The organism is Trichormus sp. NMC-1, from assembly GCF_001858025.1.
Classification (GTDB): Bacteria; Cyanobacteriota; Cyanobacteriia; order Cyanobacteriales; family Nostocaceae; genus Anabaena.
This window is the reverse complement of record NZ_LZQD01000001.1, coordinates 499,075-524,704: the sequence shown is the minus strand read 5'-3', so window position 1 is coordinate 524,704 and position 25,630 is coordinate 499,075. Positions and strand designations below refer to the sequence as shown.

Below are 25,630 nucleotides of genomic sequence, written 5' to 3'. Positions count from 1 at the left end.
CAAAAACTCTCTCAAACCCTTCTTTCTTTGCGTCCTTTGCGTCTTTGCGGTTCGTTTCTCCATGATTTTGCGTAAGTCCTAAAAATATGAAAACATCTGTTAACTTTAAGTCAAATTTAATACCCCCTTACTCATGAAAGAAACTGTCCTAGAGGTTCGCAATCTACAAGTTGAATTTTCCGGTGATGGCAGCAAAGTTAATGCTGTAGATAGTATCACTTTTGAGTTAAATCGAGGTGAGACTCTAGGAATAGTAGGAGAATCGGGGAGTGGTAAATCAGTTACAGCCCTAGCTGTAATGGGTTTGTTGCAGTATCCCGGTAGAGTGTGTGGGGGAGAGATTTGGTTTCGTCCCCAGAAGAATGCCCAACCCTTAGATTTATTGGCTTTACCTCCTCAGGAAATGCAGCTGTACCGAGGTGGTGATATCGCCATGATTTTTCAAGAACCGATGACTTCACTTAACCCAGTTTATGATATTGGGTTTCAGCTGACGGAAGCAATTATGCGCCATCAGAATGTGAGTATAACGGAAGCGCGAAGAATAGCGATCGCACTTTTGCAAGAAGTTAAACTTTTATCTAGTGATGAAGAACTTCAGCAGCGGTATCTTCATAAGTCGCAGCCACATGGGTTCCAACTAGCGCAGTTGGTAAAAGAACACAAACAATCGATGCTGGAACGCTATCCTCATCAACTTTCTGGAGGACAGTTACAACGGGTGATGATTGCAATGGCTATTTCCTGTAACCCATCACTGTTAATTGCTGATGAACCTACCACAGCTTTGGATGTGACGGTACAAGCAACAATTATTGACTTGATGCGGGAATTGCAGCAAAGCCGCGATATGGGCATAATTTTTATCAGCCATGACTTGGGGTTAGTTTCGGAAATCGCTGACCAAGTTGCAGTGATGTATAAAGGTAAAATTGTCGAATATGGGGCAGCAGAGCAAATTTTTACTAATCCCCAACATCCATATACTAAGGGACTTGTAGCTTGTCGTCCTAGCTTGGAACACCGTCCCCAAAAATTGTTGACTGTTTCTGACTATATGAATACAGAGCAAGATGCAACCGGAAAGGTAGTAATTCATGCGAAAGAACCAGTACAACCACGGGATGTCACCAGTGAAGAGATTAACCAAAGATTGACAAATCTCACCACCCAAAAACCCCTGCTGGAAATTCGCAATTTGACAGTTGGTTTCCCGGCGCGGGGGGTATTAAGTGGGACAAAACCCTATAATATGGCTGTAAATTCTGTTTCTTTTGATGTCTATCCAGGAGAAACTCTGGGATTGGTCGGAGAATCGGGTTGTGGTAAAACCACTTTGGGCAGAACTTTGCTCAGATTAATTGCACCCATGAGCGGTAAGATTTTGTTTGAGGGGCAGAATATTACTACCCTCAAAGGCGAAAAGTTGCAGAAATTGCGACGAGAAATGCAAATAGTCTTTCAAAATCCTTTTAGTTCTCTTGATCCCCGGATGAAGATTGGGGATGCAGTTATGGAACCGTTGTTAATTCATTCGGTGGGGAAGACAAAGCAACAACGGCGAGATCGGGCGGCGGAACTTTTAGAACGGGTGGGATTGAGTGCAGATGATCTCAAACGCTATCCTCATCAGTTTTCTGGTGGTCAACGTCAAAGGGTTTGTATTGCGCGGTCTTTGGCGTTAAATCCTAAATTTATTATCTGCGATGAGTCTGTTTCAGCGCTGGATGTGTCAGTACAAGCTCAGGTGTTGAATTTGTTAAAAGAATTACAACATGAATTTCAACTTACTTATATATTTATTTCCCATGATTTAAGTGTGGTCAAATTTATGAGCGATCGCATTTTGGTGATGAATCAAGGGAAAATTGTCGAAGAAGGTACAGCAGAAAGTCTTTACCGCGAAGCCAAAGAAGAATACACCCGGAAATTAATTGCGGCGATTCCTACAGGTAGTGCGGAAAGAATCAGGAATCGGCATTTACGGTAATTACTAACTCCTAAGTAGGTGGGCGTTAAAAATTGTCGTTGGGGCAAGGGAACAGGGAACAGGGAACAGGAAGAGAGCTTTGGGCGATTTTACTTTTCTTCACATACCTTTAAATTTTTCTGTTAACCTACTTACTCTCTCGCTTATAGCGGTTTCCGCTCTTATGAGGTACATCTTAGCCCCCTCATCGCTTGCGGGGAGGGGGTTGGGGGTGGGGTTCTTGTATCTCACTCAACCGAGAACTGCTATAGGTAAATCATTGGCTTTCTGGAGAATAAATAAACTTTCATCTCCTCCACGTCCAATTCTTAAAGTTTCATCTAAATAAGTAATATCAAGAGTGGCAATTCTACCTTGAGGATTATTAGCCGCTACAACTTTAAATGGATTTAGTATAGGGGTGTTAATACCCAAAATCTTCTCAATCGCTAAATAGCGTTTGTCAAAATCAACATTGATGCGTTTATCTGCTAAACCCGATGTATCTATAGCAGGTTCAAAACTAGCTGTTACTTTCACATATCCTGATATTAATTTCAGAGGATGTTGCACTTGAGCCAGATTAAAAAATAGTTTATTAGCAACATTAATTACTTGATAAACTTTACCTATTTGTAAACCCAATGGTAGAGAATCTAAAGAACGGATTTCTCTAGCTGTAGAGTATTGCAGTTGCCAAGTTCCTTCTAATAAATTAGCAGCATGGCGGAGAGGTTGAGGATGAGGATTGAGACTTTCTAATTCTGTTGTCAACCTTTCTATTTCTGCAACTAAAGTTTTATCCAGTTTTAAGTTAGTAATAGGAGAACCATCATTTTTAGTTTGAATATTTTTGATTGTAGCTTGTAATTTTTCCTTCAAAAGTTGATTATTCATCAGATTAAATACTTATAGAATACTTAGAAAAGTGTAACCTAAAAAGGCGATAATTCCTACACAATAAACTTTGTAATCAGCCATGTCAGATGCTTCAATTTTTCCTTAATCATATTTTACTATTTTTTCTCAGGCAGATTTCTAGGTGGAACCAAGCGTCCTTGATAAAACCGTCGCTCCAACCTACCCAAACCAAACCAAATCCCAGCACCGCTAATTACCAGTAGGGTGAGAAAACTGATAGTGAAAATATCCGTTTGACCATAAATAAACATCAGCAACGGAAGCAATGCCCAAACAAATGCTGTCACCACAGCTACTCCCACCCGCAACTTTTGCAGATTAGCCAATGCAGCACTACAACTAGCACATTTTTCTGTGTGGGAGTGGTATCTATCTAATAAAGCTTCCTTCGATAATGGCGGTGATAAAGTCTTGCCCAAAAAAGGATCAACACTATATTGATTCACCCAAGAACGCAACTGAAATACAAACAAATCTGCCTTTGTTGGCAAATAAAATGCCTTGGTAAAATTGCCACTACCACCACGTTCTTCTAAATAACGTTCTTGATGATGCAAGAAAATTTGATCATCTTCTAAAACACCATTTTGTCCAATGTGTGAATACCAGCGCGGAGTCAACTTCAAAAACAGTCCTGGTAATTTGGAAGAAAACTTGAAAGGAAAAATCGCAAATAACCGGCATTGTCCCTTGCGAATGGGAGTGGCATAAACCACCGTTAAAGTCCTACCAAACTGCTTAGAAGTCAGATCATGCCACATTAAACCAGGAGCAATAAAAGTAGTCTCTTGCCTTCCTAAAGTTCCTTTGCGGGGGCCTGCTTCCCAAGTTCCTTTAAATCCCCATTTTCCAGATTCTACAACTTCCAATTCCACAGGAGATACATTCGCTCGGTTGCCGACGGTACGGTGATGAGTGTAAGGAATGTGGCTGGAATCTAAGACGTTTTCCATCAACGTCAAAGCATCATAGGGGATATCTCGAAAGGTATTGAGACAAATCCAGCCGTCCGCATCTTCGTCTAAAATGTCAACAACGGGAACTTTGGTTTTAGCGGCATTTTCCACAGAACCAGGATAAACGAATAAGAGTCCTTGCCGTACTGTGGTAGGTAATGAAGTCGCACAGGCACGTTGAGAAACTTCTGCTTTAGCTCCTTCAATTTGCTGGGGAATAATTGAACATTTTCCCGTTCCTGAAAAAGCCCAGCCATGATAAGGACATTCTAATAATCCATCCTCATTAATTCTGCCTTCTGATAGTGGCGCTAACCGATGGGGGCATTGGTCTAGAAATGCTCGCCACATCTGTTCATGATTATCCCACCACAAAACAAGATCTCGTTCTAGCAAAGTGAAGCGAGTCGGCTGGGATTTGTCTAAATCTTCTACATAATGGACAGGATACCAAACCTCTTGCCAATCAAAGCGTTCTGGGTCAAGTCCACCTGCGGGGAGTAATTCTGTTGTTATGGTTGGAGATGTGACTACTTGAGGAGATGCTTCTGAATGGATAATACTATTGGACATGGTGGAATCAACAATGATTTTGATTTTCTATCCAAAACTAAAGTAACAATTTTTTAATCCCCCTGGCAGATAGATATTAACTACCTCTAGTTAGCTTCTCTACCAGACGCAGCGCGAACACCTGACCTAGAGGTCTCTACATCCTCGTTTCCCTCCTGCCTTCGATAAAATATTGATTTGTCCAATCCAGCAATAACGATGATTAAGTCTATGCGTCTATCTGGTTTAGTTTTAGCCATTATCCCCATCATATTAACCCTCAGTGCTTGTAGTAGTGGGTCAGAAAAAACAGCAACTACAGCCAGCAAAAGAGAAGCCAAAGTTACAAGCGATCGCTGGAATATCATTAAAAGTCGTGGTAAGCTCATCTGTGGCGTTAGTGGTGAATTACCAGGGTTCAGCTTTGTGGGAACTGACGGTAAATATAGCGGAATTGATGTAGATGTCTGCCGCGCTATAGCTGCCGCTATGTTTGATGATCCTGAAGCTGTAGAATACAGCAATCTTAATTCCAAAGAACGATTTACAGCTTTGCAAACTGGGGAAGTAGATATTCTCAGCCGTAATACTACTTGGACACTGAGTCGTGATACTGCCCAAGGTTTAGATTTTGCACCTGTGGTTTTTTACGATGGTCAAGCCCTCATGGTTCGCAAAAATAGCGGCATCAAATCTCTAGCTAACCTCAAAGATAAAGCCATCTGTGTCCAAACTGGCACTACTACCGAACAGAACTTAGCAGACCAAATGCGGAAACGAGGTATAACTTATAAACCCATCGTTTTTGAAGATGTTAATATTACCTTTGCTACCTATGCCCAAGGGCGTTGTGATGCAATTACTGCTGACCGTTCTGGCTTAGTTTCTCGACGCACAACCCTACCCAAACCGGATGATAATGTAATTCTTGATGATGTTCTCTCCTCAGAACCTCTGGCACCAGCAGTTGCTAAAGGAGATACTAAATGGACTAATATCGTCAAGTGGACTATTTATTCCCTGGTCAAAGCCGAAGAATTGGGGATTAATTCTCAAAATATTGCACAATTTACCACTAGTACGGACCCAGATATTAAGCGTTTTTTAGGTACAGAAGGGAACCTTGGTGAAGGAATCGGTTTAACAAAAGACTTCGCAGCGAGAATCATTAAGCACGTTGGTAACTATAACGAAATTTACGATCGCAATCTGGGAGCTAAGACAAAGCTGAATTTATCTCGTGGTCAAAATCAACTTTGGTCACAAGGCGGTTTACTTTATTCTCCCCCTTTTAGATGATAGAGATTGGGAAAAGTAGGAAATAAATAATGACCAATGACCAATGACCAATGACTAATGACCAATGACTAATGACCAATGACTAACAAGCGCTTTTGGCAAATTGCTGGACAATTAATTGCCGTATTTTTAGCAGCAGTTTTGATAACAATATTGTCGAATAATCTGAGCCGCAATTTACAGCAATTAGGTATTCAGTTTGGCTTTGATTTTCTTGAACAACAAGCATCTTTTGATATTGGTGAAAAAATAATTAGCTATACACCAATAGATACCTATAGCCGTGCTTTGTGGGTGGGTTTAATCAACTCTTTGCGAGTGGCAATAGTAGGAATTTTCCTAACAACAATTGTGGGATTAACTGCGGGAATTGCTCGTCTATCCGATAACTGGTTAGTGCGGAATATGACATCAATTTATGTAGAACTTTTCCGGAATACTCCCTTATTATTGCAATTACTATTTTGGTACTTTGCCGTTTTCCTCACTTTTCCCAAGGTAGAAAATAAAATTTCTCTTTGGGGGTTGGTTTACTTAAGTCAAAATGGGATGGAATTTCCGGGGGTGAGCTTTTCTCCAGAGTTCTCCTCATTGCTGCTAGGGCTAACTTTTTATACAGGTGCGTTTATTGCCGAGATAGTCAGAGGTGGGATTCAATCAGTAGATAAGGGACAATGGGAAGCAGCGCAATCGCTGGGACTAAAATCAAGTTTAGCAATGCGGTTAGTGATTATTCCCCAAGCTTTGCGGGTAATTATTCCCCCACTCACCAGTCAATATCTGAATTTGACAAAAAATTCCAGTTTAGCGATCGCAATTGGTTATCCTGACATTTATTTTGTCGCCTCTACCACCTTTAATCAAACAGGGAGAGCCGTAGAAGTTATGTTATTAATTATCCTCACCTACCTCACCCTCAGTTTAACCATCTCTGTGATCATGAACTTGTTGAACCGCACCGTACAAATAAAAGAGAGGTAAGAAAACAAGCCGAGAAGAGAATAACTAATAACTAATAACTAATGACTAAAATAACTTGGTTACGCAAAAACTTATTTAATAGTTGGTACAATAGTTTATTCACTATCTTGTCTTTGATATTTCTCTTTTGGGTAACTAAAGGAATATTAACTTGGGCAATCACTCAAGCACAGTGGCAAGTAATTCAGGTGAATTTACACTTGTTTTTAGTTGGCAGATTTCCCAAAAGTTTGTATTGGCGAGTTTGGATTATTTTAGCAATAGTTACAACTCTCAGCTTAATAACTGGGAGTGTATTTACAAGTTTTTTAATTCCCAAACAATTATCTAAATTAATTACGCCTTGGCTTTCACCACTTTGGTTATTATCTTTCCCTATTATTTGGTGGTTAATTGGTGGCGGATTAGGTTTAGAATCGGTATCTACAAATTTATGGAATGGTTTGCTACTCACTTTACTCATAGCAGCCGTAAGCATTTTACTTTCCTTCCCCATTGGCGTTTTACTTGCTTTAGGAAGAACTAGCAATTTACCTATAGTGCGTTGGTTTTCTATTCTTTATATTGAAATAATTAGGGGAGTTCCACTTATAGGTATTTTATTTCTTGCTCAAGTCATGCTACCTTTATTTTTACCAACGGATTTACGTTTAGATAAATTACTGCGAGCAATCGCTGGATTAGTTATATTTAGTGCTGCTTACATGGCAGAAAATGTGCGTGGTGGACTTCAATCAATCCCAAGAGGACAAATTGAAGCAGCAAAAGCATTAGGATTTAATACACCATTAGTAGTAATATTAATTATCTTACCTCAAGCTTTACGGGCTGTTATTCCTGCCATTGTAGGTCAGTTTATCGGCTTATTTAAAGATACTTCTCTGTTATCTTTAGTGGGATTAGTTGAACTTACAGGTATTTCTCGTTCTATCTTGGCACAACCACAATTTCTCGGTCGTTATGCAGAAGTTTATATATTTTTAGGTTGTATTTATTGGATATTTTGTTACTCAATGTCTTTTGCATCCCGAAAATTAGAAAAGCAATTAAGTAATAACCCAAGTTCCTAAGCAGCGCAACTTAAAAAAACCTATACCCAGATCTCCAGGGTAAACGCATCTAAAATTATCTTGACAAAATCATATTTTCAGAGGGAACAGAAAAACTCATGTTTAAAAACATGAGATTGAAATAATGACCGGAGGCGGAGCGGCTCCGGCTCCGCACTGTTTTTTTTCGTTGCTCGTCATCTTTTAAAAACATCTTTTTTTGACTGAGCTTTAAACTCAGAACTAAAGTTTCTTATCTGTTCCCTGTTCCCTGTTCCCTGTTCCCTGTTCCCTGTTCCCTGTTCCCTGTTCCCTGTTCCCTGTTCCCTGTTCCCTGTTCCCTGTTCCCTGTTCCCTGTTCCCTGTTCCCTGTTCCCTGTTCCCTGTTCCCTGTTCCCTGTTCCCTGTTCCCTGTTCCCTGTTCCCTGTTCCCTGTTCCCTGTTCCCTGTTCCCTGTTCCCTGTTCCCTGTTCCCTGTTCCCTGTTCCCTGTTCCCTGTTCCCTGTTCCCTGTTCCCTGTTCCCTGTTCCCTGTTCCCTGTTCCCTGTTCCCTGTTCCCTGTTCCCTGTTCCCTGTTCCCTGTTCCCTGTTCCCTGTTCCCTGTTCCCTGTTCCCTGTTCCCTGTTCCCTGTTCCCTGTTCCCTGTTCCCTGTTCCCTGTTCCCTGTTCCCTTTTTTTGTAATGAATTATAGCAATGGACAAGGAGGTTAGGACATCAACAGATGATAAAACCTTTAACAGGTTAACACTAGCTCAATAGATGGACGGAATTATGAATCTGTTGAGCCGTCTTAATCCCTGATTCTAATGCTCCCTGAATCCATCCTCTAATTATAGAAGTATGTTCTCCAGCAAAATATATTTTTCCCTCTCTTCGTCCAATTTCATTAAATAATTTTTCTTCTTGAGAAGAACTAGGATATGCCCAACCAGCTTTTGCCCAAGGATCATTATTCCAAGAGTAACTAACTGCACTAACTTTATAATTATTAGCTCCGGGGAAAATCTCTTCCCATTTTTGCAATAAATTAGTTAATCTTTCCTCTGACTTAAGAGCATCCATTTCCAAAGCATTTTTATCTTTAAGATAGGCGTGTAATATTCCGGTTTTACTATTACTGTCCCAAGTAGGTTGCCATAGTTCTTCTGGACGATCAGTAATTCTAGCCCAACCATTCAAATTATCCTTTTCCCAAAAACGTTCTGGATATTCTACAAACATTCTAGTCGCAGCACGATAGCTATAACCACCAGAAATAGCATTCTGTTTTGATAAAGAAAGGGAAGGAGAGAAATTAATTTTTTCAAGTACAGGTAATGGCACAGTACAAACTACACAATCACCATAATAAAATCTTCCTGATTGACAAATAACTCTGGTTCCTAAAGAGTTTTGCTCAACACGAGTAACTGCATCTCCAAGATAAATTTTTCCTTTTAATGATGCAGCAAAAGCAGTTGGTAATAAATCTGCACCTTGAGCTATTTTTTTCCATTCCTGTATTTTTCCACCCGCTCTTTGTCTGTTTTCTGGTTGTGTAGTTAATCTTGTGCTATTTCCCATTTGTTTTTCTAATTCCTCAAAGGGAAATAAAGTCCGTTTACCTTTTTTCAAGTCTACATACAAACCTTTATTTGGATAAAAAGGCTTCAAACTTAAACCAAAGTGTTGAGTATAAGCAAGGGTTAAATCATGATTATCAGGAATTCTGGCAGCACCCGCTTCTACAAAATGTCCATCACTAAATTGATTTCGCAAAGTTAAAACTCTTCCCCCAATTCGCTCACGAGCTTCTATAATTCTGACTTTATGACCTGCAGAAGCTAATTCATAAGCAGCGACTAAACCAGAAATACCTGCACCGATAATGATGACGTTTTGAGGAGATGCGGTTGGCTCTAATGCTCCTGGGGTTTTAGATGTTTCGGCTCGAACTTGAGCGTAGGAAGTTGTAGCTGCCAACATCAAGGCGCTACGCAATAAAAATTTACGCCGATTGAGTTTTAGCATCAAATTTTGATTTGTATATATATGAGGATTTATGCAATATATAAATTTACCATTATATGTATTATTTTTGTTACTAAAATGCTGAAGTTTTGTGCTGTTAAAAGAAAAAAACAAAAGGGATTACCAAGCAAGCGAAATGCATCTAAATATTATTGACAAAATACAGTTTTAATGTATGAAATAAGAAATTAAAATTTATCGTTTGATTGATTTTTATCAGTTATGGTGATAGACCAAAGTATTGTCACTAAATAGGTGTTAATGCAAATATTTTTGGCGTTATTGAGATGAAATTGTCCTTATTGACAAGATGCGTTTGCCCTGGATTTTTTTTATTGGGTATTTAAAAAAATGAAAAAGTTTTCTAATTTGCAAATTTTATATCGTTATCCTTGGTTTATTCCCTTATGTATCTTTATCAATATATATCATTGGCTATCTTGCCAAATTTTATCAACAAGGTATAGAGTCAGTAGACTATCGTTCCTTAGAATCTTTACAAGTTATAGGTGCATCAAAAATACAAATTGCTCAGTATGAGTAGTAGTAACAGTTATTGATTGGTTTAGTAGTAAATTACGTCGTTATTTAGAATCAATGTAGTTTGATGGGACTTAAGTTGTTGGATGATTTACTCAAATTTCTATCTTCACAGCTGGCTATTGAATTACCAAATACCACCCAAGAGTCAATACCTTCGCAAATTTTTTATAATCCCGCAGAGCGCGATCGCAAATTTTTCACAGGTTGCAGTAAATAAATTTGGGGTATTACCATAGTTAGCGACTTTGGAAAAGAGCGATCGCTCTCATCTATTTATATTTTATTTCTCAGATAGTCCTAATAATTATTAATTTAATTCCCACATTATAATTTTTTTATCCCTGCTACAAGTAGCAAATTTTTGAGCCTGTTGAGGATTAAATATAATAGCTGTAATTGCATTATTATGAATATTTTGAAATTGAGAAATAACGCTTCTTTTTTGTACATCGAAAATCATTAACTGACCTTGAATATCTCCCCAAATAATTATTTCTCCTGATAAGTAAAAATTAATTGCAGTTAAAGGATGATCACAAACTTCAGAATAAAGACGGTTTTGAGTTGCAAAATCCCATAATTCAAACCCAGATTCACCTGCAACTGCTAAATATTTTCCATCTGGACTAATAGCTAATTTATTAATCAGTGATGAACAATGAATATAATTCAAAGATTGAATGTGAGAGGTAATTGTATATAATGTAATATATCCTTGCTCATCTTGATTTACACCACAAATAACTGTTTTACTATCAGGAGTAAAAATTAAACAGTTAAGAGGATTACCATTATGAATATTTAAAACTTCTGCTTTTTCATAATTATCTTGTTCATACCAAATTAATAATTTTCCCTGTTGGGTTGCTGCTGCTAAATAAAGTCCATTAGGACTAAATTTAACTGTTTTTAAAGAAAATTTTTCTCCTAAGATATCTTGTTGCCAAAAATATGTTAATTCCCTAGAATTATTACTTAATAAATCAAATAATAACACATAATTTTTAGGAGTGGGTTGGTTAAAACGAGGATGAGAATAACACCCCATAGCTATATATTGACTTTGAATGGGATTAATTGAAACTTCACTAATAAAATCTTTCTGTTTGGGAACATAAAGTCTATTATATTGATCTTTTACTAAATCCCATAAATATAACTCTTGATTTTCAGTTCTAATTGCTAGATATTTACTATTTGCACTAAAATCAATACAACTAATCTCATTCTGAAAATCTTTTTCTTTAATTTTAGTAAGTTTACCCTGAATTGTAGGCTGAGATTTTTTTAAGACTAAAGGTAGTAAATTGATTATATGTAAACTATTTTCTTTTGATTCACTTGCTAATTCAAAAGCGATTGATTCTACAGCAGGAACAGGTTGATTAATATGCCAAAATTCTTGATATGCAGGTAATACTTGATGATGAATAAATTCAATATTGGTCTCTGCAATATTAATAGCTTCTAACTCTTCTCTAATAACTAAACCTTCTATAAAACAAATTTCTCTACCAAAACCATCTTTTAGTTTTTCCGTTATTTCTCCCTGTTGAATATCAGCTTTTGTAGGGTGAAATACACGAAAAACTAAAGTTAAATTTCCTACTGGGGAATTTAATATTATTCTCAAATAGGCTGTATTTTCTGGTATGATTTCACCATCTGCTGCTTGAGCTAATAAATTAGCAATTTTAGCACTGCAAATAAAGTCAGGAGCTACAATAGTACGATAATCTACATAGAGATTACGACTCACTAAAAATGGCCATGCTTGATATTTCATCATATTTTTATTCGTGATCAGTTTGTAGTAATAAGTTTGTAGATTGATTATTTTTGTTTTTGTTCTAGTAATACCTTATAATAAGGATAATCTCGCAAATCAGAGCGATCATTTTGTGGTTGATCTAATATCTTAACTAGATCGAGAAATCTCTTAACAACATAATCAAATGCTTTTAACTCATCATCAACTTTTTTAAAATCTTCCTCTTTCTGACGAGCTAGTTTTTCTTGTTTTTCTCTAGCTGCTTCTTCAGCTTTTCCTTTCTCTTGTTGAGTTTTATAAACATGATTATCTACTGATTTAGCAGTTTGTTTAGTTGCTTCTAAAATCCCTTGAATTATCTCATTATTCAACTGGTACTTGTCAGGAAGTAAAGTATTCACTGTATTAGCAAATAAAGAGTAAACTGTACCTGATAAAACCTGATTTACTTGATCAAATAGACTAAATTTTACTTTGACTTCTGTGGAGCGATTTTGAGTTTCTGCTTGTTTTTTCTTGATTTCTTCCATTTGTGCTGTTAATCCATCTATCAGCACACACGCAAGAGGAATTTCTACTTGATATGGTTGTGGTATTGCTCCAGAAATTTTTTTCATTCCATTACCTTCTAGTTTAGCAAATTTCATTCCTAAAGAACTTACAGGAATTATTCTCATTGGACATTTTGCTTTTAATCTAGGTAAGACTACATTATCAAATTCTGGTACTTTATTACGGAGACTATCAATAATGTTGGTTAAATTCCATCCACTATGATTCTCTATTAAATCCCACTTACTAATAATGAAATGAACTGGTTGTTTACCGCAATTTTGGATTAAATGTAAAAGGGTTGGTAGTTCTGTTAGTGTCCAATACTGAACTGATGGATGTCCAGGATTTTGCATGAATTGAAATAATTTTTGACCATCTAATATAGCTAAAACTGCATCTGCTTCTTTTACTGCTTCTTCAAAAGGAAAATTAAATTCTGATGTTTCATCTGCTGCTAATTCTGATAATAATGCTCCACTATAGTCTTTGTAAACAAACCGACAAACAGGATATTTTTTTAAATCTTGAGTTTTCACACAACAATCAAAAACCCATTCTTTTACCTCTCCTCGTCTTGTTGATTCTGGCCAACTTTCACCTGTAATTATTTCTGTATAATATTGATTTAATTTTTGTCTAGCAATATTTTCTTTAATTTCTAAGAAAAAACCTTGCTCTCCTTGGGTTGAAAGTTGTTTAAAAAGACTTGCTAAATATACAGTTTTACCAGCACCAGATAATCCTAATGTAAGAATGTTGTAGGTTTTCATTTTGGTAGTTCCTGGAATAATAAATATGTGAGATTTTAAGTATCCGAATTATTTAAAAAGTCAAGTATCTTCTATACTATATATTTGATAAATCAGAATCAGGATAATCAGTATTCAGATAACTTTGAATATAAAGAAAACTATCAACTGTGTGAGTTAATGCGGTTTCTTCATCTTTGACTTGTTTTAAAGATTCCTGTTGTTTCCGATTTAGTTCTTCTGTGCGTTTTTGCATTTCTTCATATTGTTTATTAGCAATCTGTGTAATAATGGGGGATAATTTATATAACAGAGATTTAGCTACTTGATACTGAGGTGGTAAAAAAGGAAAAAGATATTCATCTGCTATACCGAATAAAGGTTTTATGTTGTTAAAAATATCAAAAACTATACCAAAAGGATTATCTTTGTTGCTATCCAGTTCTTGTTGTTTTTTCTTAATATGATTAATTCTGGCTTTCAGTCCATCAGGAAATACACAAGCAATGGGAACTTCAGTATAATAAGGTTGGGGAATTGCACCGGAAAATTTTTTCATGCTCCCATCTGGTTGTAATTGGGCAAATTTTGCCCCTATGGAACTAACAGGAATAATTCTTACAGGTGATTCTATTTTATTTCTCTGTGTAATTAGTTCCTGAAATTCATCGCATTTCATTAAATAATCAATAACTTGTTTTAAAGTGAATTTTTGTGATAATAAATCCCATTTAGTGATAATGAAATGAATGGGAACTGTGGATTTTTGCATCTGTTTAATAATACTGGGCAAGTCAACTTGAAAGAAGTTCTGACTTACAAAAGTATTTGTTTCATTTAAAATTCCATATATTTTCTGTCCATCTAACAAACCTAATAAACTATCTGCTTGTCTGACTAAAGTATCAAATTCTTCATCATAATCAGAACTATCTGTTAATCTACCACCGCTATAATCATAATAGGTAAAATCACAAGCAGGATAATCATTTAATTCTTCATTTTTTACTTTACAAGTAAATTTCCATTCAGAAAATTCACCACGTCTTGTTCCAGGTGGCCAGGATGCTCCTGTAATTATTTGCGTATAAATTTGATTGAGTTTCTTTTTTTGATTTTGGTTTTCTACATCTACATAAAAACCATATTTACTTTGGGTTGATAATTCTTTATATAAACTAGCTAGAAATACTGTCTTTCCTGCTCCTGAAGCTCCTAATGCCAATATTTTGTAAGATTTCATAATATCTTTGACAAAGCCAGTAAATATTCTGTTATGATGATTACATATATTTATTTACTAGTATAGACATTTGTAATATTTTTTTACAAGGGTTGTAAGCGCAATTACTGAAGCTATTCCACAGTAACAGACTTTGCCAAATTCCTTGGTTGATAAACATTTCACCGATTTTGATACCTGCGTTTTTATAATTGAAAAATTTGAATTAAGCAAGTATTCAACTCTTGCATTTGATTACTTCCTAAATTCCCAAGACGACGGGTAATTAAATTTTTATCTATAGTAACAATTCGAGATACAATCACCTTAGAACTAACTTTTAAACCTGTGTTAATAAACTCTGGATCAGAATCTCTAATCAAAAACTCTTCTGGCTTTAAATTTGTTAAATTTTGAGAAGAGATAAAACAAATAACAATATTATTACTCCCTGTAGAACTAACCCAAAGCACCACAGCAGGACGTAATTTAGTTTCAGTTAAATCAGTAAATGGGAAAGGTGCTAAAATTACATCTCCTTTTTTGATAGACATTAGATAGGTTCTCCATCTTCTAATGTATAAATATTTGGTTCATCATGCAAAAAATCAAATGCACTTCCTCTTTCTGCAAGCTGTATTAATTCTTGAGTTGATGGTTCGGTACTTTCAAAAAACAACTCTTCTTTCAATATTTGGCGTTCTTCTTGAGAAAGAGAACGAATTATTTGAATCAGAGTATTTACTAATTTGAGATTTAAAGATTTTGATTTTACAGTTTGACTTTCACTCATATTCCTACCTCATTTTTTTGAAAACTAGATAATTTTTTATATTCCATACAACCTCATCTACCCCTGCAAAGAAAAAAACTCATAAAGATGATGACTTAATCAACCCTTATGAGAATTATACAACTTTTTTCTTCTTTCAAAGCTGCAAAATATTAACTATTCCACAGTCACCGACTTCGCCAAATTCCTCGGCTGATCTACATCCAAACCCCGCCGCGCTGCAATATGATAAGCTAACAATTGCAACGGTATAACTGTAAGAATGGGTGAAAGAATTTCCTCAACTTCCGAAACAGGAATTAAATCATTAAAGATTTCACCCGCTTCACCATCTTTAACAGAAGTAACACCAATTAACCGAGCATCTCTGGCTTTAGCTTCCTGAGCGTTAGAAATCACCTTTTCATATACACTACCCCGAACAGCGATCGCCACCACTGGAACTTTCGCATCTAACAACGCAATTGGCCCATGTTTCATTTCCCCTGCTGGATATCCTTCCGCATGAATATAACTGATTTCTTTTAATTTCAAAGCCCCTTCTAACGCAATTGGAAAATTAATTCCTCTGCCAATAAAGATAAAATCTTTCGTTTCTGCAAAGTCATGTACCAAATGTTCAATATAACGTTCTTGAGTTTCTAAAATCGCTTCAATTTCCCCTGGTAGCTGACGTAAACCTGTGATAATTTCCTCTAATCTTGGTGAACTAATTTCATGACGACGATAAGCCAAATCTAAAGCCAAAGCATAAAACGCCATCAATTGCGCCACAAAAGTTTTCGTCGCAGCGACACCAATTTCAATTCCCCCATGAGTATTGATAATATTCGCAACCATATTACCTAAACTACTTTCTGGGCGATTAGTAATTCCCAAAAGTCGCGCTTGATACTTAGCTTCTTTTCCCTGTCGGCGTTCTTTTTCCATAGCCAAAGCTGCCAACGTATCAGCAGTTTCCCCAGATTGAGTTACACCAATAGTAAGAGTATTAGCCGTTACTGGTGATGGTGCATAACGAAATTCAGAAGCATATTGTACCTGAGTCGGAATTCCCGCCAATTGTTCTAATAAGTATTTACCCACTAACGCCGCGTGCCAACTTGTACCGCAGGCAACAATTTGAATTTGTTCTAAATCTGCGTACAATTCCGCTGGTAAACCCAGTTTCACCGGTGATTGATCAGTTATTTGGGCTGTTTCTTCGGTTGAGAAATAAGCTTCTAAACAATCCCGCACTACTCCCGGTTGCTCATAGATTTCTTTGAGCATAAAATGCTTGAATCCCTGTTTTTCCACCATGATGGGATTCCAGTTCAGGGTGCGAGGATTCTTTTTCAAACGGTTTCCAGCAAAGTTATACACCTCCACTCCCAAAGGAGTCAAACGAGCAATTTCGCCGTTTTCTAGGGGCAATACAGCGCGGGTATAAGGGACAATTGCCGGGGTATCAGAAGCACAGAAAAACTCACCTTGTCCAAACCCAATAACTAAAGGTGCTTGTTGCCGGACTACAATCAATTCATCGGGGTAGTCAGCAGAAATAGCCGCAACAGCAAATGCCCCCTCTAATTTACTCACAGCTTCCCGCACCGCGTCTAAAAAAACCGAAGGGGAAAGGGAATTTTCAGGAGAATGCTTTAAACACTCAGCAATCAGATGGGGGATTACCTCGGTATCTGTTTCTGAGCGAAATTCATGTCCTAGCGCCTTCAGATGTTCCCGCAACTCGCGGTAATTCTCAATAATGCCATTCTGCACCACCGCTATCCGCAACGCCGTATCCATATGTGGATGGGCGTTATATTCTTCTGGTTTACCATGAGTTGCCCAGCGTGTGTGACCAATGCCAATTTGGGCAGGATTTTCGATTTGTTCTAGTTTAGAACGCAGGTTAAGCAATTTACCTTTAGCCCGCACACAATGAACGTCACCTTCCCAAATAGTGGCAATTCCCGCCGAGTCATAACCTCTGTACTCTAATTTTTCCAATCCAGCCAGTAGAATATCTGTCGCTGCTTGAGTGCCTATATATCCAACTATTCCGCACATTGCTTAAACCACTCCGCTTGAGGGATGTTTACCAGTTACCAGTTATAGCGTTTCACTTTAAGATTGATACAAATGGACAGACGCGGTGACGCGGAGATTCATTTGTAGCTTTAATTAAGTGAATTGATATTATCTCTTACCAGTTATCAGTCCATTTGGTTTAAATATCTCACCATCAGCCTAATAACTGTTTACGATTACTGTTCACCGAATTTAATTAAGTATAGTTGTCAGCACAGAGTGGTCATCGGCAGCGAATAAAAATGAGCAACTTGCTCTATCTAAAAGGATTAATACAGCTTAAGTACGTATCCCTTACGGGAGCTAGAGGCTGTGCCTATATATCCAACTATTCCGCACATTGCTTAAACCACTCCGCTTGAGGGATGTTTACCAGTTACCAGTTATAGCGTTTCACTTTAAGATTGATACAAATGGACAGACGCGGTGACGCGGAGATTCATTTGTAGCTTTAATTAAGTGAATTGATATTATCTCTTACCAGTTATCAGTCCATTTGGTTTAAATATCTCACCATCAGCCTAATAACTGTTTACGATTACTGTTCACCGAATTTAATTAAGTATAGTTGTCAGCACAGAGTGGTCATCGGCAGCGAATAAAAATGAGCAACTTGCTCTATCTAAAAGGATTAATACAGCTTAAGTACGTATCCCTTACGGGAGCTAGAGGCTCTATTACGAATTACGAATTACGAATTATTTTAAGAGTGCTGAGTTCTGAGAGAAGAAACAAGAATGCTTTTAGGTGACTTGCTTCTTATTTCTCCTTTTCTCAGCCCTCAGCACTAATTTACTGAGTTTTTTAAAATCCTCAGTACGCTAGACCCATACTGCGAGTTGTTTCAGCGCCCAGATAAACCCGGATGCTCAAAAAGTCGGTGGGGCAAGCTGTTTCACAACGTTTGCAGCCTACGCAGTCTTCTGTGCGGGGTGAAGATGCCACTTGAGCAGCTTTACAGCCATCCCAAGGAACCATCTCTAGAACGTCAGTGGGGCAAGCGCGGACGCATTGGGTGCAGCCGATGCAGGTATCGTAGATTTTTACGGTATGAGACATTGAAAAAACTGCTCCTTTCGAGTGTTCTTCTCTGCGAAGGAATCATAATCAAGGCATAGTTTACCGCAGTGCTGGATGGGCTGTAAGTAAAAGGCTACATAACTTCAAACAATTTAATAAGCTCTCTGAACAGCTTATCTACCAGGATCGCCACTATTCAGCTTTAATAAGCAACATAGCCATCAAGTGTTTACCCGACAGACGCTCTCCCAACATGGCAGATTGTAAAGATGTGTAAATTCCAAGTCAATTTCTCAGGGTTATCTATAGTACCTATAAATTGGTCGCTGGGGGATTTTCCAGTTCAGTCAGTTTGTTAAGAAGTATTAACTACTCAGGCAAAATCTTAAATGATCTGGAATTGTGAAGCAATGGTCAGATATCTGATGATCTCTTGACTAAATGCTCGCATATTCCCGGAGCATAAAAGTTAAATTTGATATCTGGTTAACGCCAAGATCAATATCTTCCTGAAATGTAAATTGGTTGCAAACAATAGTAAATCATTAATTATCATCTAACCTTAGTCAGCAATGGTAAACGATTGCGATACCATTTTTATAATGTAAATTACATAATATAAACTTATTATGGAGCCAAACTCTTTGCCAACCGAGGTAATTCTGACCAGTTCGTGTCAGTCTCTCGGCAGATTACAACTTGATTGGACACCCCAACCGGGAAACTACCTCGATTTGGAAGGTACAACTTACGCAGTTTTAGAGCGTCGTCATCGATACCACTATAAAGGAGGACGCTACCGCTTGCACAATATTGTTATTTACGTACAAAAAGCTAAACGACCATCAGAAAAAAGTTTATTGCAGGGAAGGTGGGTAATTGGTGATGCCACCTGTAGCTATAATGCTCATTCAGAACTTATTCGCTGTGCAGTCAACCCAGAAGGCCCCTGTAAATCATGTCGGTTCTATGAAAATAGGGAACTCTTGACAGACTACTAGCGACTGGGAAGACGGAGGACATGGAGTTGGGGAGTAAATTAATCAAGACCCCCGACTGAAAATGTTTTGAGGTTTTAATTTTTAATTTTTAATTGATACCAATCATTTCTCCCACTGTTAAGCGAGTTCCATTCACAAAATCCCATCCTGATTGGGGGCGTTTCCCAGTTAGCTGAACTTCTCTTAAAAGCAACAACCCTTCGCCAGTTTGTACAATTGCGCCGATTCCTTTGACAATATTCACTACTTGTCCAGGAACGCCGGATATAGTTGACAAATTAGGTATTTTATGTATTTTATCTTGTAATTCCGGTGGTAACTCTTGAATATAAGCAGAATCGAGGGGAACAGTGGCTGTGATTTTTAGTGCTTGGTTACGAAAGGTCGTTATACAGTGAGGATAAAAGCCTCTGATTTGATTGTGTAACTGGATAGCAGTCTTTGACCAGTCCAAATTATAATCTTGCTTTTGAATCAAAGATGCGTAAGTAGCTGCGGAATTATCTTGGGGAATAGGTTCAATTTCCTGAAGTTCCAGCTTGAGCAGGGTTTCTACTAACAAATCCGCACCAATTACCTCTAGCTGATCAGCTAAAATTTGAGCATTATCTAGTAATTTAATAGGTATAGTTGCTTTTAAAAGCATATCTCCCGTATCCATGCCAGTATCCATTAACATAGTCGTAATCCCAGTTTCTTTCTCTCCGTGATACAGACACCACTGAATGGGAGCCGCGCCTCGATACTGAGGTAAAATCGAACCATGTACGTTGATACAACCCAACTTGGGCATCTTTAAGATTTTCTTAGACAAAATCTGTCCGTAGGCAACTACGATAAACACATCTGCTTCTAATTGTTGAAGTAGGCTTAAAGTTTCAACATCTTTTTTCACTTTCTCTGGTTGCCATACTGGGAGGTTATAAGTAGTAGCGAGTGCTTTTACCGGGGATGGTGTCAACTGATTCCCTCGCTCTCGGCGTTTATCCGGTTGACTGACAACTGCTAAAACTTGGAATTCTGGGTGATCCAGTAACTTTTGGAGAGTGGGAACGGCAAACTGGGGAGTACCAAAAAATACGACTTTCATTAGTTATGAGTCATTGGTGATTAGTCATTAGTCAATATTAAGTGCGTCATGAATCACTGACAACTGACTGCCCACAAATGACTAAATCCCAAGAGCAATAGAAAAAATGTACAGCAGTTTTGCTTTTCGGACATTAAATTTTAGTTGTTTGATGGTAAAGTATTCATTATCGGTGCAAAAAAAAGTTCCTTGATAGAGTAAAATGTTTTGGCAAACAGGTCGGCTGAGATTAACTGTCTCTGCTGTTTAAAAGCATCAATATTTGGTTATGCCTTATGGCTGGCCATCTACTCATCCTTTGTTATTTGATAAGTTACCAAATTCGTTTTGCTTGTATTGGCGCTATGCCTGCGGCGTAACCCTCCGGGTAAGCAGGCTAGGCGTATAGTCTTGCAGAAATTATATGGCAATATTTATGAATAGATTTGCAATTTAAGACTTTTGGTAGGTGACAATAATGGATGCTTTTGTTTATAATACTGAGTCGGCTATGTGAAATTTTCAAGGAACAAACCATCTTTAAAATGATCGGGGTCAGTGCTGTTATGGCAGCTTAATAAATTAGCAAATCTAAGTTTGATTGGTTTTAGCTAAACCTGATGTTAACAGTTTACCTAAATTTCAGTCGGCAGCTTTAGTAGCCCAAAGACGCAGCTTATATTCTTTTTAGAGTCCTCTATATTCGGCTTTAGTTGAGTATAGAAGCAATTATGTGTATGCTCAGGTATTAATTACTGAAGTTCTCAATATTCAGTAGTTTGCTACAGCATTGTACAGAAAAATTACAGAGTTTGAAGATTATAAAGGTGTGAACGATGTTACGGAAACTTTTGTAAAGTGATGCAAAATTTGAAGAAATTATCTAGTTAGAACTTGTAGTTTGTTGTTATACATATATTCATAGCTTTTTCCTTGCTGTATCGACATTGCCCCTCACATAGCAACCGCCCCACCCCCTAGAGAGTCCACTCATGCTTAAACCCCTTTTGCTGTCAGGATGGTTCCGCGTACAACCATTTCTTAAGTACGTTGTTGTTGTGATCCTAATTGCACCCTTTATAGGGGTATCTGTTCACTCTACCTCAGCAAAACAATCACAGGTAGCAAAAATTAATTCAGGACTTAAACAATCAGATTCAATCACCCAGGAGCAGGTTGTTGCAAGGGAACCTAATTTACAAGCGGGTCGAACCAACTTCTTGGGTGCAACATTACAGTCTATATTAGCCAACAAGCCTATAAGTGAGGAAAGGCAACTATTATTGGCCGATAAATTTGATTCTGGGGCTGGGAAAGAAAATGATCAGTCAAGCAGTAATGCGGCTGTTAGTGATATCTTAGCAGTAGTTAAAAAGGGTAACTTAGCAAAAGTTCCTATTAGTCAAGCTGATTTAATCCAAAAATTAAAAGACGCTAAAGTTCAGGCTTTGCAAGGTGAAGGAGATTCTTTAGTCCGCGAGAGTGTGGGAACTCAACCATTAGCAACAACTAATATCACTTCTGGTATCAGAGAATCGAAGCCATCCTCAATGACGGAAATACCTGTAAATAGTCAGCCAAATGACTATGAAGCAATACCAGATGATCCCATGGGCAGTCCACATCCGATCCCCTGGAAATGGATTATGATGACTCAGGAAGCTATTGGCGGAAAAGGGGGTTCTGGAGTGCGATACTATCGCAGTGTACCAGTGGTTTCTCCCGATGGCAGGTATGCTGTTTATAGCCGGGTGCAACTAGAAGTTAATCCGGAAATGCACAACAGCCGAGTAACTAGTTTGTTGTTTATAGAAGATAAGCAAACCAAGAGTTTGCGAGTGTTGGCTGCAACTTCCCAGCCTAGAGATCTGCTATTAAAACAGAGTGTTGAATCAGAAAAAACCGATAATGAAGGCAAAATAGGGGTATTAGTTCCCGTTAGCTGGTCAGAAAAAGGCGATCGCTTTTTAGCTCGCAAATTTGTAGGTATATTTAACACAGCCGATGTTACCGATCATGCATTAATTTGGGATCGTCAACAAAACAATACTCAAACAGTTGCCCCACCTCAAGGGGAAAATGAGCATGAAAAAATAGCAATATTATTAGGTTGGAGTAAACAACAACCTGATCATGCGTTGTTCCGTTCAGGTGAATTAGGTGAAGAAAATTGGCCTTTGGTGCAAGTGTCTAGTGATGGTAAGAGTGTAAATGTTTCCACTGATGGGGATCAACCTGTGACTTTTGGTGAAAGAGATGCCCAAGTTTGGGCTGAACCACAAGTTGCGTCACGATAAATTCCTAAATAATTAACAATATCAATTCCCGTTGTTGCTAAAGGTGACAACGGGAAATTTATTTTTGCGTCTGTGCATCAGCCCGAATGATCAGTATATAGCAACTGACAGGGCGGTTAGGACACCAACTGATTATAAAACCTAGACACCAAAAGACTCTTCAGACTCTCACCTGTCACCTGCTATACCTCACGTATCACTGCTTTCTGTATCTGTGCTGTCTTTAACTCGACGGATAGGTAAATTAGCAATCAAAGCGGTTGTGCGTTGGTTACTTTCTAGAGAGAACTCCAAACCGTCCGTCTCAATTTCTACATAGCGACAGACTATGGCCAGTATTTCTTGGCGCATTTTCTCCAAGGTTTGGGGATCTAAATCAGCGCGGTCATGGGCTATAACTAATTGCAGACGGCGTTTAACTTGAGTGCGACTAGTGTCAGGTGTACGAACAAACAGTTTTTCTAAAAGTTCAAGAATCATTGCAGCTTAGTTTAAGGCGGAGACTGGAAAATGAGTTAAATGAGTTAAACAATCTTTGTCCACAACAATTTTCGCAAGCGGGAAAAGATGTTGTCGTTGGAGGAGTCAAGCTCAAGAAATTCAACAGTTTCCCCTTCTAATCTACGAGCAATGTTCTCAAAAGCTACAGCAGCGACAGAGGGAGTTTCTGATAATACTAAAGGTTCGCCACGGTTGGTAGAAACAATAACACGCTCATCGTCAGGGATCACCCCAATTAAGGGAATGGCGAGAAGTTCCTGAACATCTTGCACAGACATCATATCATTTGCCCGCACCATTGCAGGTCGGATGCGGTTAATTATTAAATGAATCTTTTTCACTCCTTGTGCTTCTAATAACCCCACTACCCGGTCAGCATCCCGAACTGCGGAAATTTCGGGAGTAGTGACAATCAGAGCTTCTTTAGCTGGTGCGATCGCATTTTTAAACCCCATTTCAATGCCGGCAGGGCTGTCGATAACCACATACTGGTATTTTTGGGACAGGGCATTTACCAGCAGTTTCATTTGTTCAGGAGTGACTGAATCTTTGGTACGATTTTGGGCAGCTGGTAAAAGTACGAGATTGGGTTGTCGCTTATCTTTCACCAAAGCTTGTTCTAGACGACACTCTCTGGCTAATACTTCTACAGCTGTATAAACGATCCGGTTTTCTAGTCCTAACAGCAAATCTAAATTTCTCAGACCAAAATCCGCATCAACCAGGGCAACTTGACGACCTATTTTGGCTAAAGCCATACCCAGATTTGCGGAAACTGTGGTTTTACCCACTCCTCCTTTACCGGAGGTAATTACAATAATGCGAGTCATAATAGCAGGGAACGATTAGGCTTTGTGGAAATAAGTAGGTGAGCGTAAAAGCGTAAATATTTATAGCAGGTGACAGGGAACAGGTGACAGTGCTAGAAGCCTTTTATTGTCTAAGTTTTAGCATTGGTTGATGTCCTAAACGCCTTGTCCGTTGCTATATCTTTAGGAGCAGGTTAAAGACAGGGAGGAAAAGGCAAGAGGTAAAAAGGTTTTATACCAGTATTTATTTCGTTGCATAGTTATTTGTTATTTGTGTTTTTATTTGTGCTGTTCTAACTAGAAAAAAGGCAGGAAGAAAAGATATCTTCATCCGTAAATATTGAGGAACTATTGATTGATCTTACTGAACTGACTGCGAGAAAAATCAATGGCTTTAGCAATGCGAATTCCTTGGGGTGTAATATATGCCACTTCCGGAAAAAACTGTGTGAGTGATTTTTCAGGCGCTCTAGCTAAAGCATCAGCGATTCGCAATTGGGTTGGTTCCATTTGTAAAGCCATGATCAGACTTTCACGATTTCCCAGCGCACCAGCATGAGCAATTCCCCGTAGACGACCCCAGACTAGAATATCTCCATCTGCGACTACGATACCACCGGGATTGATATCTCCGAAAATAATTACCGTGCCGGGATGACGAATTTCTCCACCAGATCGTACAGTCATTTCTAGATAGAGCGCATCTGCTAGAGGTGTGGGAGTAGTTTGGGGATCAGAACTCAGGGATGGTTGAAGCTGAATTTGTTCTACAGAATAACCTAATGTACAAGCTGCGATCGCTGTTTGCCTTCGACTAGTGGCAACTGATTTTAGCTGAAGTTTGACTTCTCTTAACGTTTCGGCGAGTTCTTGTAGTTGTCTGCTATCTAACAATCGGTCTTGTGAGACTAGATACACTGGTGTATTAACTATTCGCAAGCGATCTCCAGCATTTAAGCGCTGTTTCATTTGTTCCCACATTTGTGACCAACTGAGTTCCGAAGCAGGTACTTGAGATTCAGTTGGCAAAATCAATAACAGTCTTCCCTCCTCAGTTTTTAACTGGACTTGGATAGAATTATTTGCTTTCTGTTCTGGTAATGCTAACTCAATGCTATCCAAATCCGTGAACACAGAATCAGAGTCTACATTTGGTTGAACAGGATTAGATTCTACATCAACAGACGGAGAATTAGTTTGTAAATCGAGAACAACCGAATTTATATCTGTATTTGGGATAATAGTATTCTCTGCTTCTATCTCGGCAGTTTTAGCAATATTTGCTTCTACATCAGCTTGTTTAGAGATAGATTCTGCATCAGCAAGTGGAGAACTTGACTCCGTTGTCAATTCCAAATCTTTTGGAAAATTAGTAGAATCAGTATTCATTGGTGATTGGGTACTCGATTTTGGATTTTGGATTTTGGATTGTATTTAATTAACTCCCATCTAAACTCTAAAATCTAAACTCTAAAATCTATTTCCGCGT

At 38.1% G+C, this 25,630-nt stretch carries 22 protein-coding genes and 1 pseudogene; 8 read left to right on the top strand and 15 right to left on the bottom strand.

Annotation, left to right across the window (positions count from 1 at the left end; all coding sequences use genetic code 11):
• Positions 1-133: 133 nt before the first annotated feature.
• Positions 134-1,990 (top strand): ABC transporter ATP-binding protein, encoded by a 1,857-nt coding sequence (locus tag A9Y75_RS02295; RefSeq protein WP_071187839.1) that lies wholly within the window; start codon positions 134-136, stop codon positions 1,988-1,990.
• A gap of 231 nt (positions 1,991-2,221) precedes the next feature.
• Here the strand turns inward: A9Y75_RS02295 and A9Y75_RS02290 are convergent, their stop codons facing one another.
• Positions 2,222-2,866 carry a PAP/fibrillin family protein gene (locus tag A9Y75_RS02290; RefSeq protein WP_071187837.1) on the bottom strand — a complete coding sequence of 215 codons (645 nt, stop codon included), beginning with the start codon at positions 2,864-2,866 and terminating at the stop codon, positions 2,222-2,224.
• A 119-nt stretch (positions 2,867-2,985) separates the two neighbouring features.
• Complete coding sequence (locus tag A9Y75_RS02285) at positions 2,986-4,419, bottom strand: Rieske 2Fe-2S domain-containing protein (protein WP_071187835.1); 1,434 nt, start codon at positions 4,417-4,419, stop codon at positions 2,986-2,988.
• A gap of 198 nt (positions 4,420-4,617) precedes the next feature.
• Here A9Y75_RS02285 and A9Y75_RS02280 point away from each other — a divergent pair, with 198 nt between their 5' ends.
• The 3 genes from A9Y75_RS02280 (at position 4,618) to A9Y75_RS02270 (ending at position 7,748) form a co-directional block, all read left to right on the top strand.
• Complete coding sequence (locus A9Y75_RS02280; RefSeq protein WP_083389467.1) at positions 4,618-5,697, top strand: amino acid ABC transporter substrate-binding protein; 1,080 nt, start codon at positions 4,618-4,620, stop codon at positions 5,695-5,697.
• Positions 5,698-5,775: 78 nt separating this feature from the next.
• Complete coding sequence (locus tag A9Y75_RS02275; RefSeq protein ID WP_071187833.1) at positions 5,776-6,678, top strand: ABC transporter permease subunit; 903 nt, start codon at positions 5,776-5,778, stop codon at positions 6,676-6,678.
• Positions 6,679-6,719: 41 nt separating this feature from the next.
• Entirely contained in the window at positions 6,720-7,748 is a 1,029-nt protein-coding gene (locus tag A9Y75_RS02270; protein ID WP_071187831.1) for an amino acid ABC transporter permease, read from the top strand.
• Positions 7,749-7,970: 222 nt separating this feature from the next.
• On the opposite strand, the gene A9Y75_RS27160 is transcribed toward A9Y75_RS02270, so the two are convergent.
• Both A9Y75_RS27160 and A9Y75_RS02260 read right to left on the bottom strand, forming a co-directional pair.
• Positions 7,971-8,429: a hypothetical protein gene (locus A9Y75_RS27160; protein WP_143046344.1), complete on the bottom strand. Its 459-nt coding sequence runs from the start codon at positions 8,427-8,429 to the stop codon at positions 7,971-7,973.
• Positions 8,430-8,475: 46 nt separating this feature from the next.
• Positions 8,476-9,738: an FAD-dependent oxidoreductase gene (locus A9Y75_RS02260; RefSeq protein ID WP_071187829.1), complete on the bottom strand. Its 1,263-nt coding sequence runs from the start codon at positions 9,736-9,738 to the stop codon at positions 8,476-8,478.
• 409 nt (positions 9,739-10,147) lie between these two features.
• Between A9Y75_RS02260 and A9Y75_RS29255 the strand changes: the two are divergent.
• Both A9Y75_RS29255 and A9Y75_RS28130 read left to right on the top strand, forming a co-directional pair.
• A pseudogene (locus A9Y75_RS29255) lies at positions 10,148-10,341 on the top strand (hypothetical protein); the annotation flags it as partial.
• Between the two features lie 4 nt (positions 10,342-10,345).
• Positions 10,346-10,498 carry a hypothetical protein gene (locus tag A9Y75_RS28130; RefSeq protein WP_177176076.1) on the top strand — a complete coding sequence of 51 codons (153 nt, stop codon included), beginning with the start codon at positions 10,346-10,348 and terminating at the stop codon, positions 10,496-10,498.
• Between the two features lie 90 nt (positions 10,499-10,588).
• On the opposite strand, the gene A9Y75_RS02255 is transcribed toward A9Y75_RS28130, so the two are convergent.
• The 7 genes from A9Y75_RS02255 to psaC all read right to left on the bottom strand — a co-directional run bounded on the left by A9Y75_RS02255 (position 10,589) and on the right by psaC (position 18,503).
• Entirely contained in the window at positions 10,589-12,067 is a 1,479-nt protein-coding gene (locus tag A9Y75_RS02255) for a hypothetical protein (protein WP_071187827.1), read from the bottom strand.
• A gap of 47 nt (positions 12,068-12,114) precedes the next feature.
• Complete coding sequence (locus tag A9Y75_RS02250; RefSeq protein WP_071187825.1) at positions 12,115-13,377, bottom strand: hypothetical protein; 1,263 nt, start codon at positions 13,375-13,377, stop codon at positions 12,115-12,117.
• A gap of 76 nt (positions 13,378-13,453) precedes the next feature.
• Complete coding sequence (locus A9Y75_RS02245; protein WP_071187823.1) at positions 13,454-14,599, bottom strand: hypothetical protein; 1,146 nt, start codon at positions 14,597-14,599, stop codon at positions 13,454-13,456.
• Positions 14,600-14,784: 185 nt separating this feature from the next.
• Positions 14,785-15,132 (bottom strand): type II toxin-antitoxin system PemK/MazF family toxin, encoded by a 348-nt coding sequence (locus A9Y75_RS02240; RefSeq protein ID WP_071187821.1) that lies wholly within the window; start codon positions 15,130-15,132, stop codon positions 14,785-14,787.
• Positions 15,132-15,371, bottom strand: coding sequence for a hypothetical protein (locus A9Y75_RS02235; protein ID WP_071187819.1), 240 nt, complete (start codon positions 15,369-15,371; stop codon positions 15,132-15,134). The genes A9Y75_RS02240 and A9Y75_RS02235 overlap by 1 nt, the downstream gene beginning before the upstream one ends.
• Positions 15,372-15,527: 156 nt before the next feature.
• Positions 15,528-17,423 (bottom strand): glutamine--fructose-6-phosphate transaminase (isomerizing), encoded by a 1,896-nt coding sequence (glmS, locus tag A9Y75_RS02230; RefSeq protein WP_071187817.1) that lies wholly within the window; start codon positions 17,421-17,423, stop codon positions 15,528-15,530.
• An 834-nt stretch (positions 17,424-18,257) separates the two neighbouring features.
• Complete coding sequence (psaC, locus tag A9Y75_RS02225) at positions 18,258-18,503, bottom strand: photosystem I iron-sulfur center protein PsaC (protein ID WP_010997613.1); 246 nt, start codon at positions 18,501-18,503, stop codon at positions 18,258-18,260.
• Positions 18,504-19,093: 590 nt separating this feature from the next.
• Here psaC and A9Y75_RS02220 point away from each other — a divergent pair.
• Positions 19,094-19,465, top strand: coding sequence for a DUF6464 family protein (locus A9Y75_RS02220; RefSeq protein WP_071187814.1), 372 nt, complete (start codon positions 19,094-19,096; stop codon positions 19,463-19,465).
• 88 nt (positions 19,466-19,553) lie between these two features.
• On the opposite strand, the gene fmt is transcribed toward A9Y75_RS02220, so the two are convergent.
• A complete protein-coding gene (gene fmt / locus A9Y75_RS02215) occupies positions 19,554-20,555 on the bottom strand; it encodes a methionyl-tRNA formyltransferase (RefSeq protein WP_071187811.1) in 1,002 nt (333 codons plus the stop codon).
• 971 nt (positions 20,556-21,526) lie between these two features.
• Here fmt and A9Y75_RS02210 point away from each other — a divergent pair.
• Positions 21,527-22,831: a hypothetical protein gene (locus tag A9Y75_RS02210; RefSeq protein WP_071187809.1), complete on the top strand. Its 1,305-nt coding sequence runs from the start codon at positions 21,527-21,529 to the stop codon at positions 22,829-22,831.
• 189 nt (positions 22,832-23,020) lie between these two features.
• Here A9Y75_RS02210 and minE read toward each other — a convergent pair whose 3' ends face one another.
• The 3 genes from minE to minC form a co-directional block, all read right to left on the bottom strand.
• A complete protein-coding gene (gene minE / locus A9Y75_RS02205; protein WP_071187807.1) occupies positions 23,021-23,311 on the bottom strand; it encodes a cell division topological specificity factor MinE in 291 nt (96 codons plus the stop codon).
• A 44-nt stretch (positions 23,312-23,355) separates the two neighbouring features.
• A complete protein-coding gene (minD, locus tag A9Y75_RS02200) occupies positions 23,356-24,162 on the bottom strand; it encodes a septum site-determining protein MinD (RefSeq protein ID WP_071187805.1) in 807 nt (268 codons plus the stop codon).
• A gap of 327 nt (positions 24,163-24,489) precedes the next feature.
• Positions 24,490-25,530 (bottom strand): septum site-determining protein MinC, encoded by a 1,041-nt coding sequence (gene minC / locus A9Y75_RS02195; protein ID WP_071187802.1) that lies wholly within the window; start codon positions 25,528-25,530, stop codon positions 24,490-24,492.
• Positions 25,531-25,630 lie beyond the last annotated feature (100 nt).

Bases quoted from the DNA above. Each gene is read 5' to 3' on its own strand.
- A9Y75_RS02295 (WP_071187839.1), top strand. From the start codon at position 134: ATGAAAGAAACTGTCCTAGAGGTTCGCAATCTACAAGTTGAATTTTCC.
- A9Y75_RS02290 (WP_071187837.1), bottom strand. From the start codon at position 2,866: ATGAATAATCAACTTTTGAAGGAAAAATTACAAGCTACAATCAAAAAT.
- A9Y75_RS02285 (WP_071187835.1), bottom strand. From the start codon at position 4,419: ATGTCCAATAGTATTATCCATTCAGAAGCATCTCCTCAAGTAGTCACA.
- A9Y75_RS02280 (WP_083389467.1), top strand. From the start codon at position 4,618: ATGATTAAGTCTATGCGTCTATCTGGTTTAGTTTTAGCCATTATCCCC.
- A9Y75_RS02275 (WP_071187833.1), top strand. From the start codon at position 5,776: ATGACTAACAAGCGCTTTTGGCAAATTGCTGGACAATTAATTGCCGTA.
- A9Y75_RS02270 (WP_071187831.1), top strand. From the start codon at position 6,720: ATGACTAAAATAACTTGGTTACGCAAAAACTTATTTAATAGTTGGTAC.
- A9Y75_RS02260 (WP_071187829.1), bottom strand. From the start codon at position 9,738: ATGCTAAAACTCAATCGGCGTAAATTTTTATTGCGTAGCGCCTTGATG.
- A9Y75_RS28130 (WP_177176076.1), top strand. From the start codon at position 10,346: ATGGGACTTAAGTTGTTGGATGATTTACTCAAATTTCTATCTTCACAG.
- A9Y75_RS02255 (WP_071187827.1), bottom strand. From the start codon at position 12,067: ATGAAATATCAAGCATGGCCATTTTTAGTGAGTCGTAATCTCTATGTA.
- A9Y75_RS02250 (WP_071187825.1), bottom strand. From the start codon at position 13,377: ATGAAAACCTACAACATTCTTACATTAGGATTATCTGGTGCTGGTAAA.
- A9Y75_RS02245 (WP_071187823.1), bottom strand. From the start codon at position 14,599: ATGAAATCTTACAAAATATTGGCATTAGGAGCTTCAGGAGCAGGAAAG.
- A9Y75_RS02240 (WP_071187821.1), bottom strand. From the start codon at position 15,132: ATGTCTATCAAAAAAGGAGATGTAATTTTAGCACCTTTCCCATTTACT.
- A9Y75_RS02235 (WP_071187819.1), bottom strand. From the start codon at position 15,371: ATGAGTGAAAGTCAAACTGTAAAATCAAAATCTTTAAATCTCAAATTA.
- glmS (WP_071187817.1), bottom strand. From the start codon at position 17,423: ATGTGCGGAATAGTTGGATATATAGGCACTCAAGCAGCGACAGATATT.
- psaC (WP_010997613.1), bottom strand. From the start codon at position 18,503: ATGTCTCATACCGTAAAAATCTACGATACCTGCATCGGCTGCACCCAA.
- A9Y75_RS02220 (WP_071187814.1), top strand. From the start codon at position 19,094: ATGGAGCCAAACTCTTTGCCAACCGAGGTAATTCTGACCAGTTCGTGT.
- fmt (WP_071187811.1), bottom strand. From the start codon at position 20,555: ATGAAAGTCGTATTTTTTGGTACTCCCCAGTTTGCCGTTCCCACTCTC.
- A9Y75_RS02210 (WP_071187809.1), top strand. From the start codon at position 21,527: ATGCTTAAACCCCTTTTGCTGTCAGGATGGTTCCGCGTACAACCATTT.
- minE (WP_071187807.1), bottom strand. From the start codon at position 23,311: ATGATTCTTGAACTTTTAGAAAAACTGTTTGTTCGTACACCTGACACT.
- minD (WP_071187805.1), bottom strand. From the start codon at position 24,162: ATGACTCGCATTATTGTAATTACCTCCGGTAAAGGAGGAGTGGGTAAA.
- minC (WP_071187802.1), bottom strand. From the start codon at position 25,530: ATGAATACTGATTCTACTAATTTTCCAAAAGATTTGGAATTGACAACG.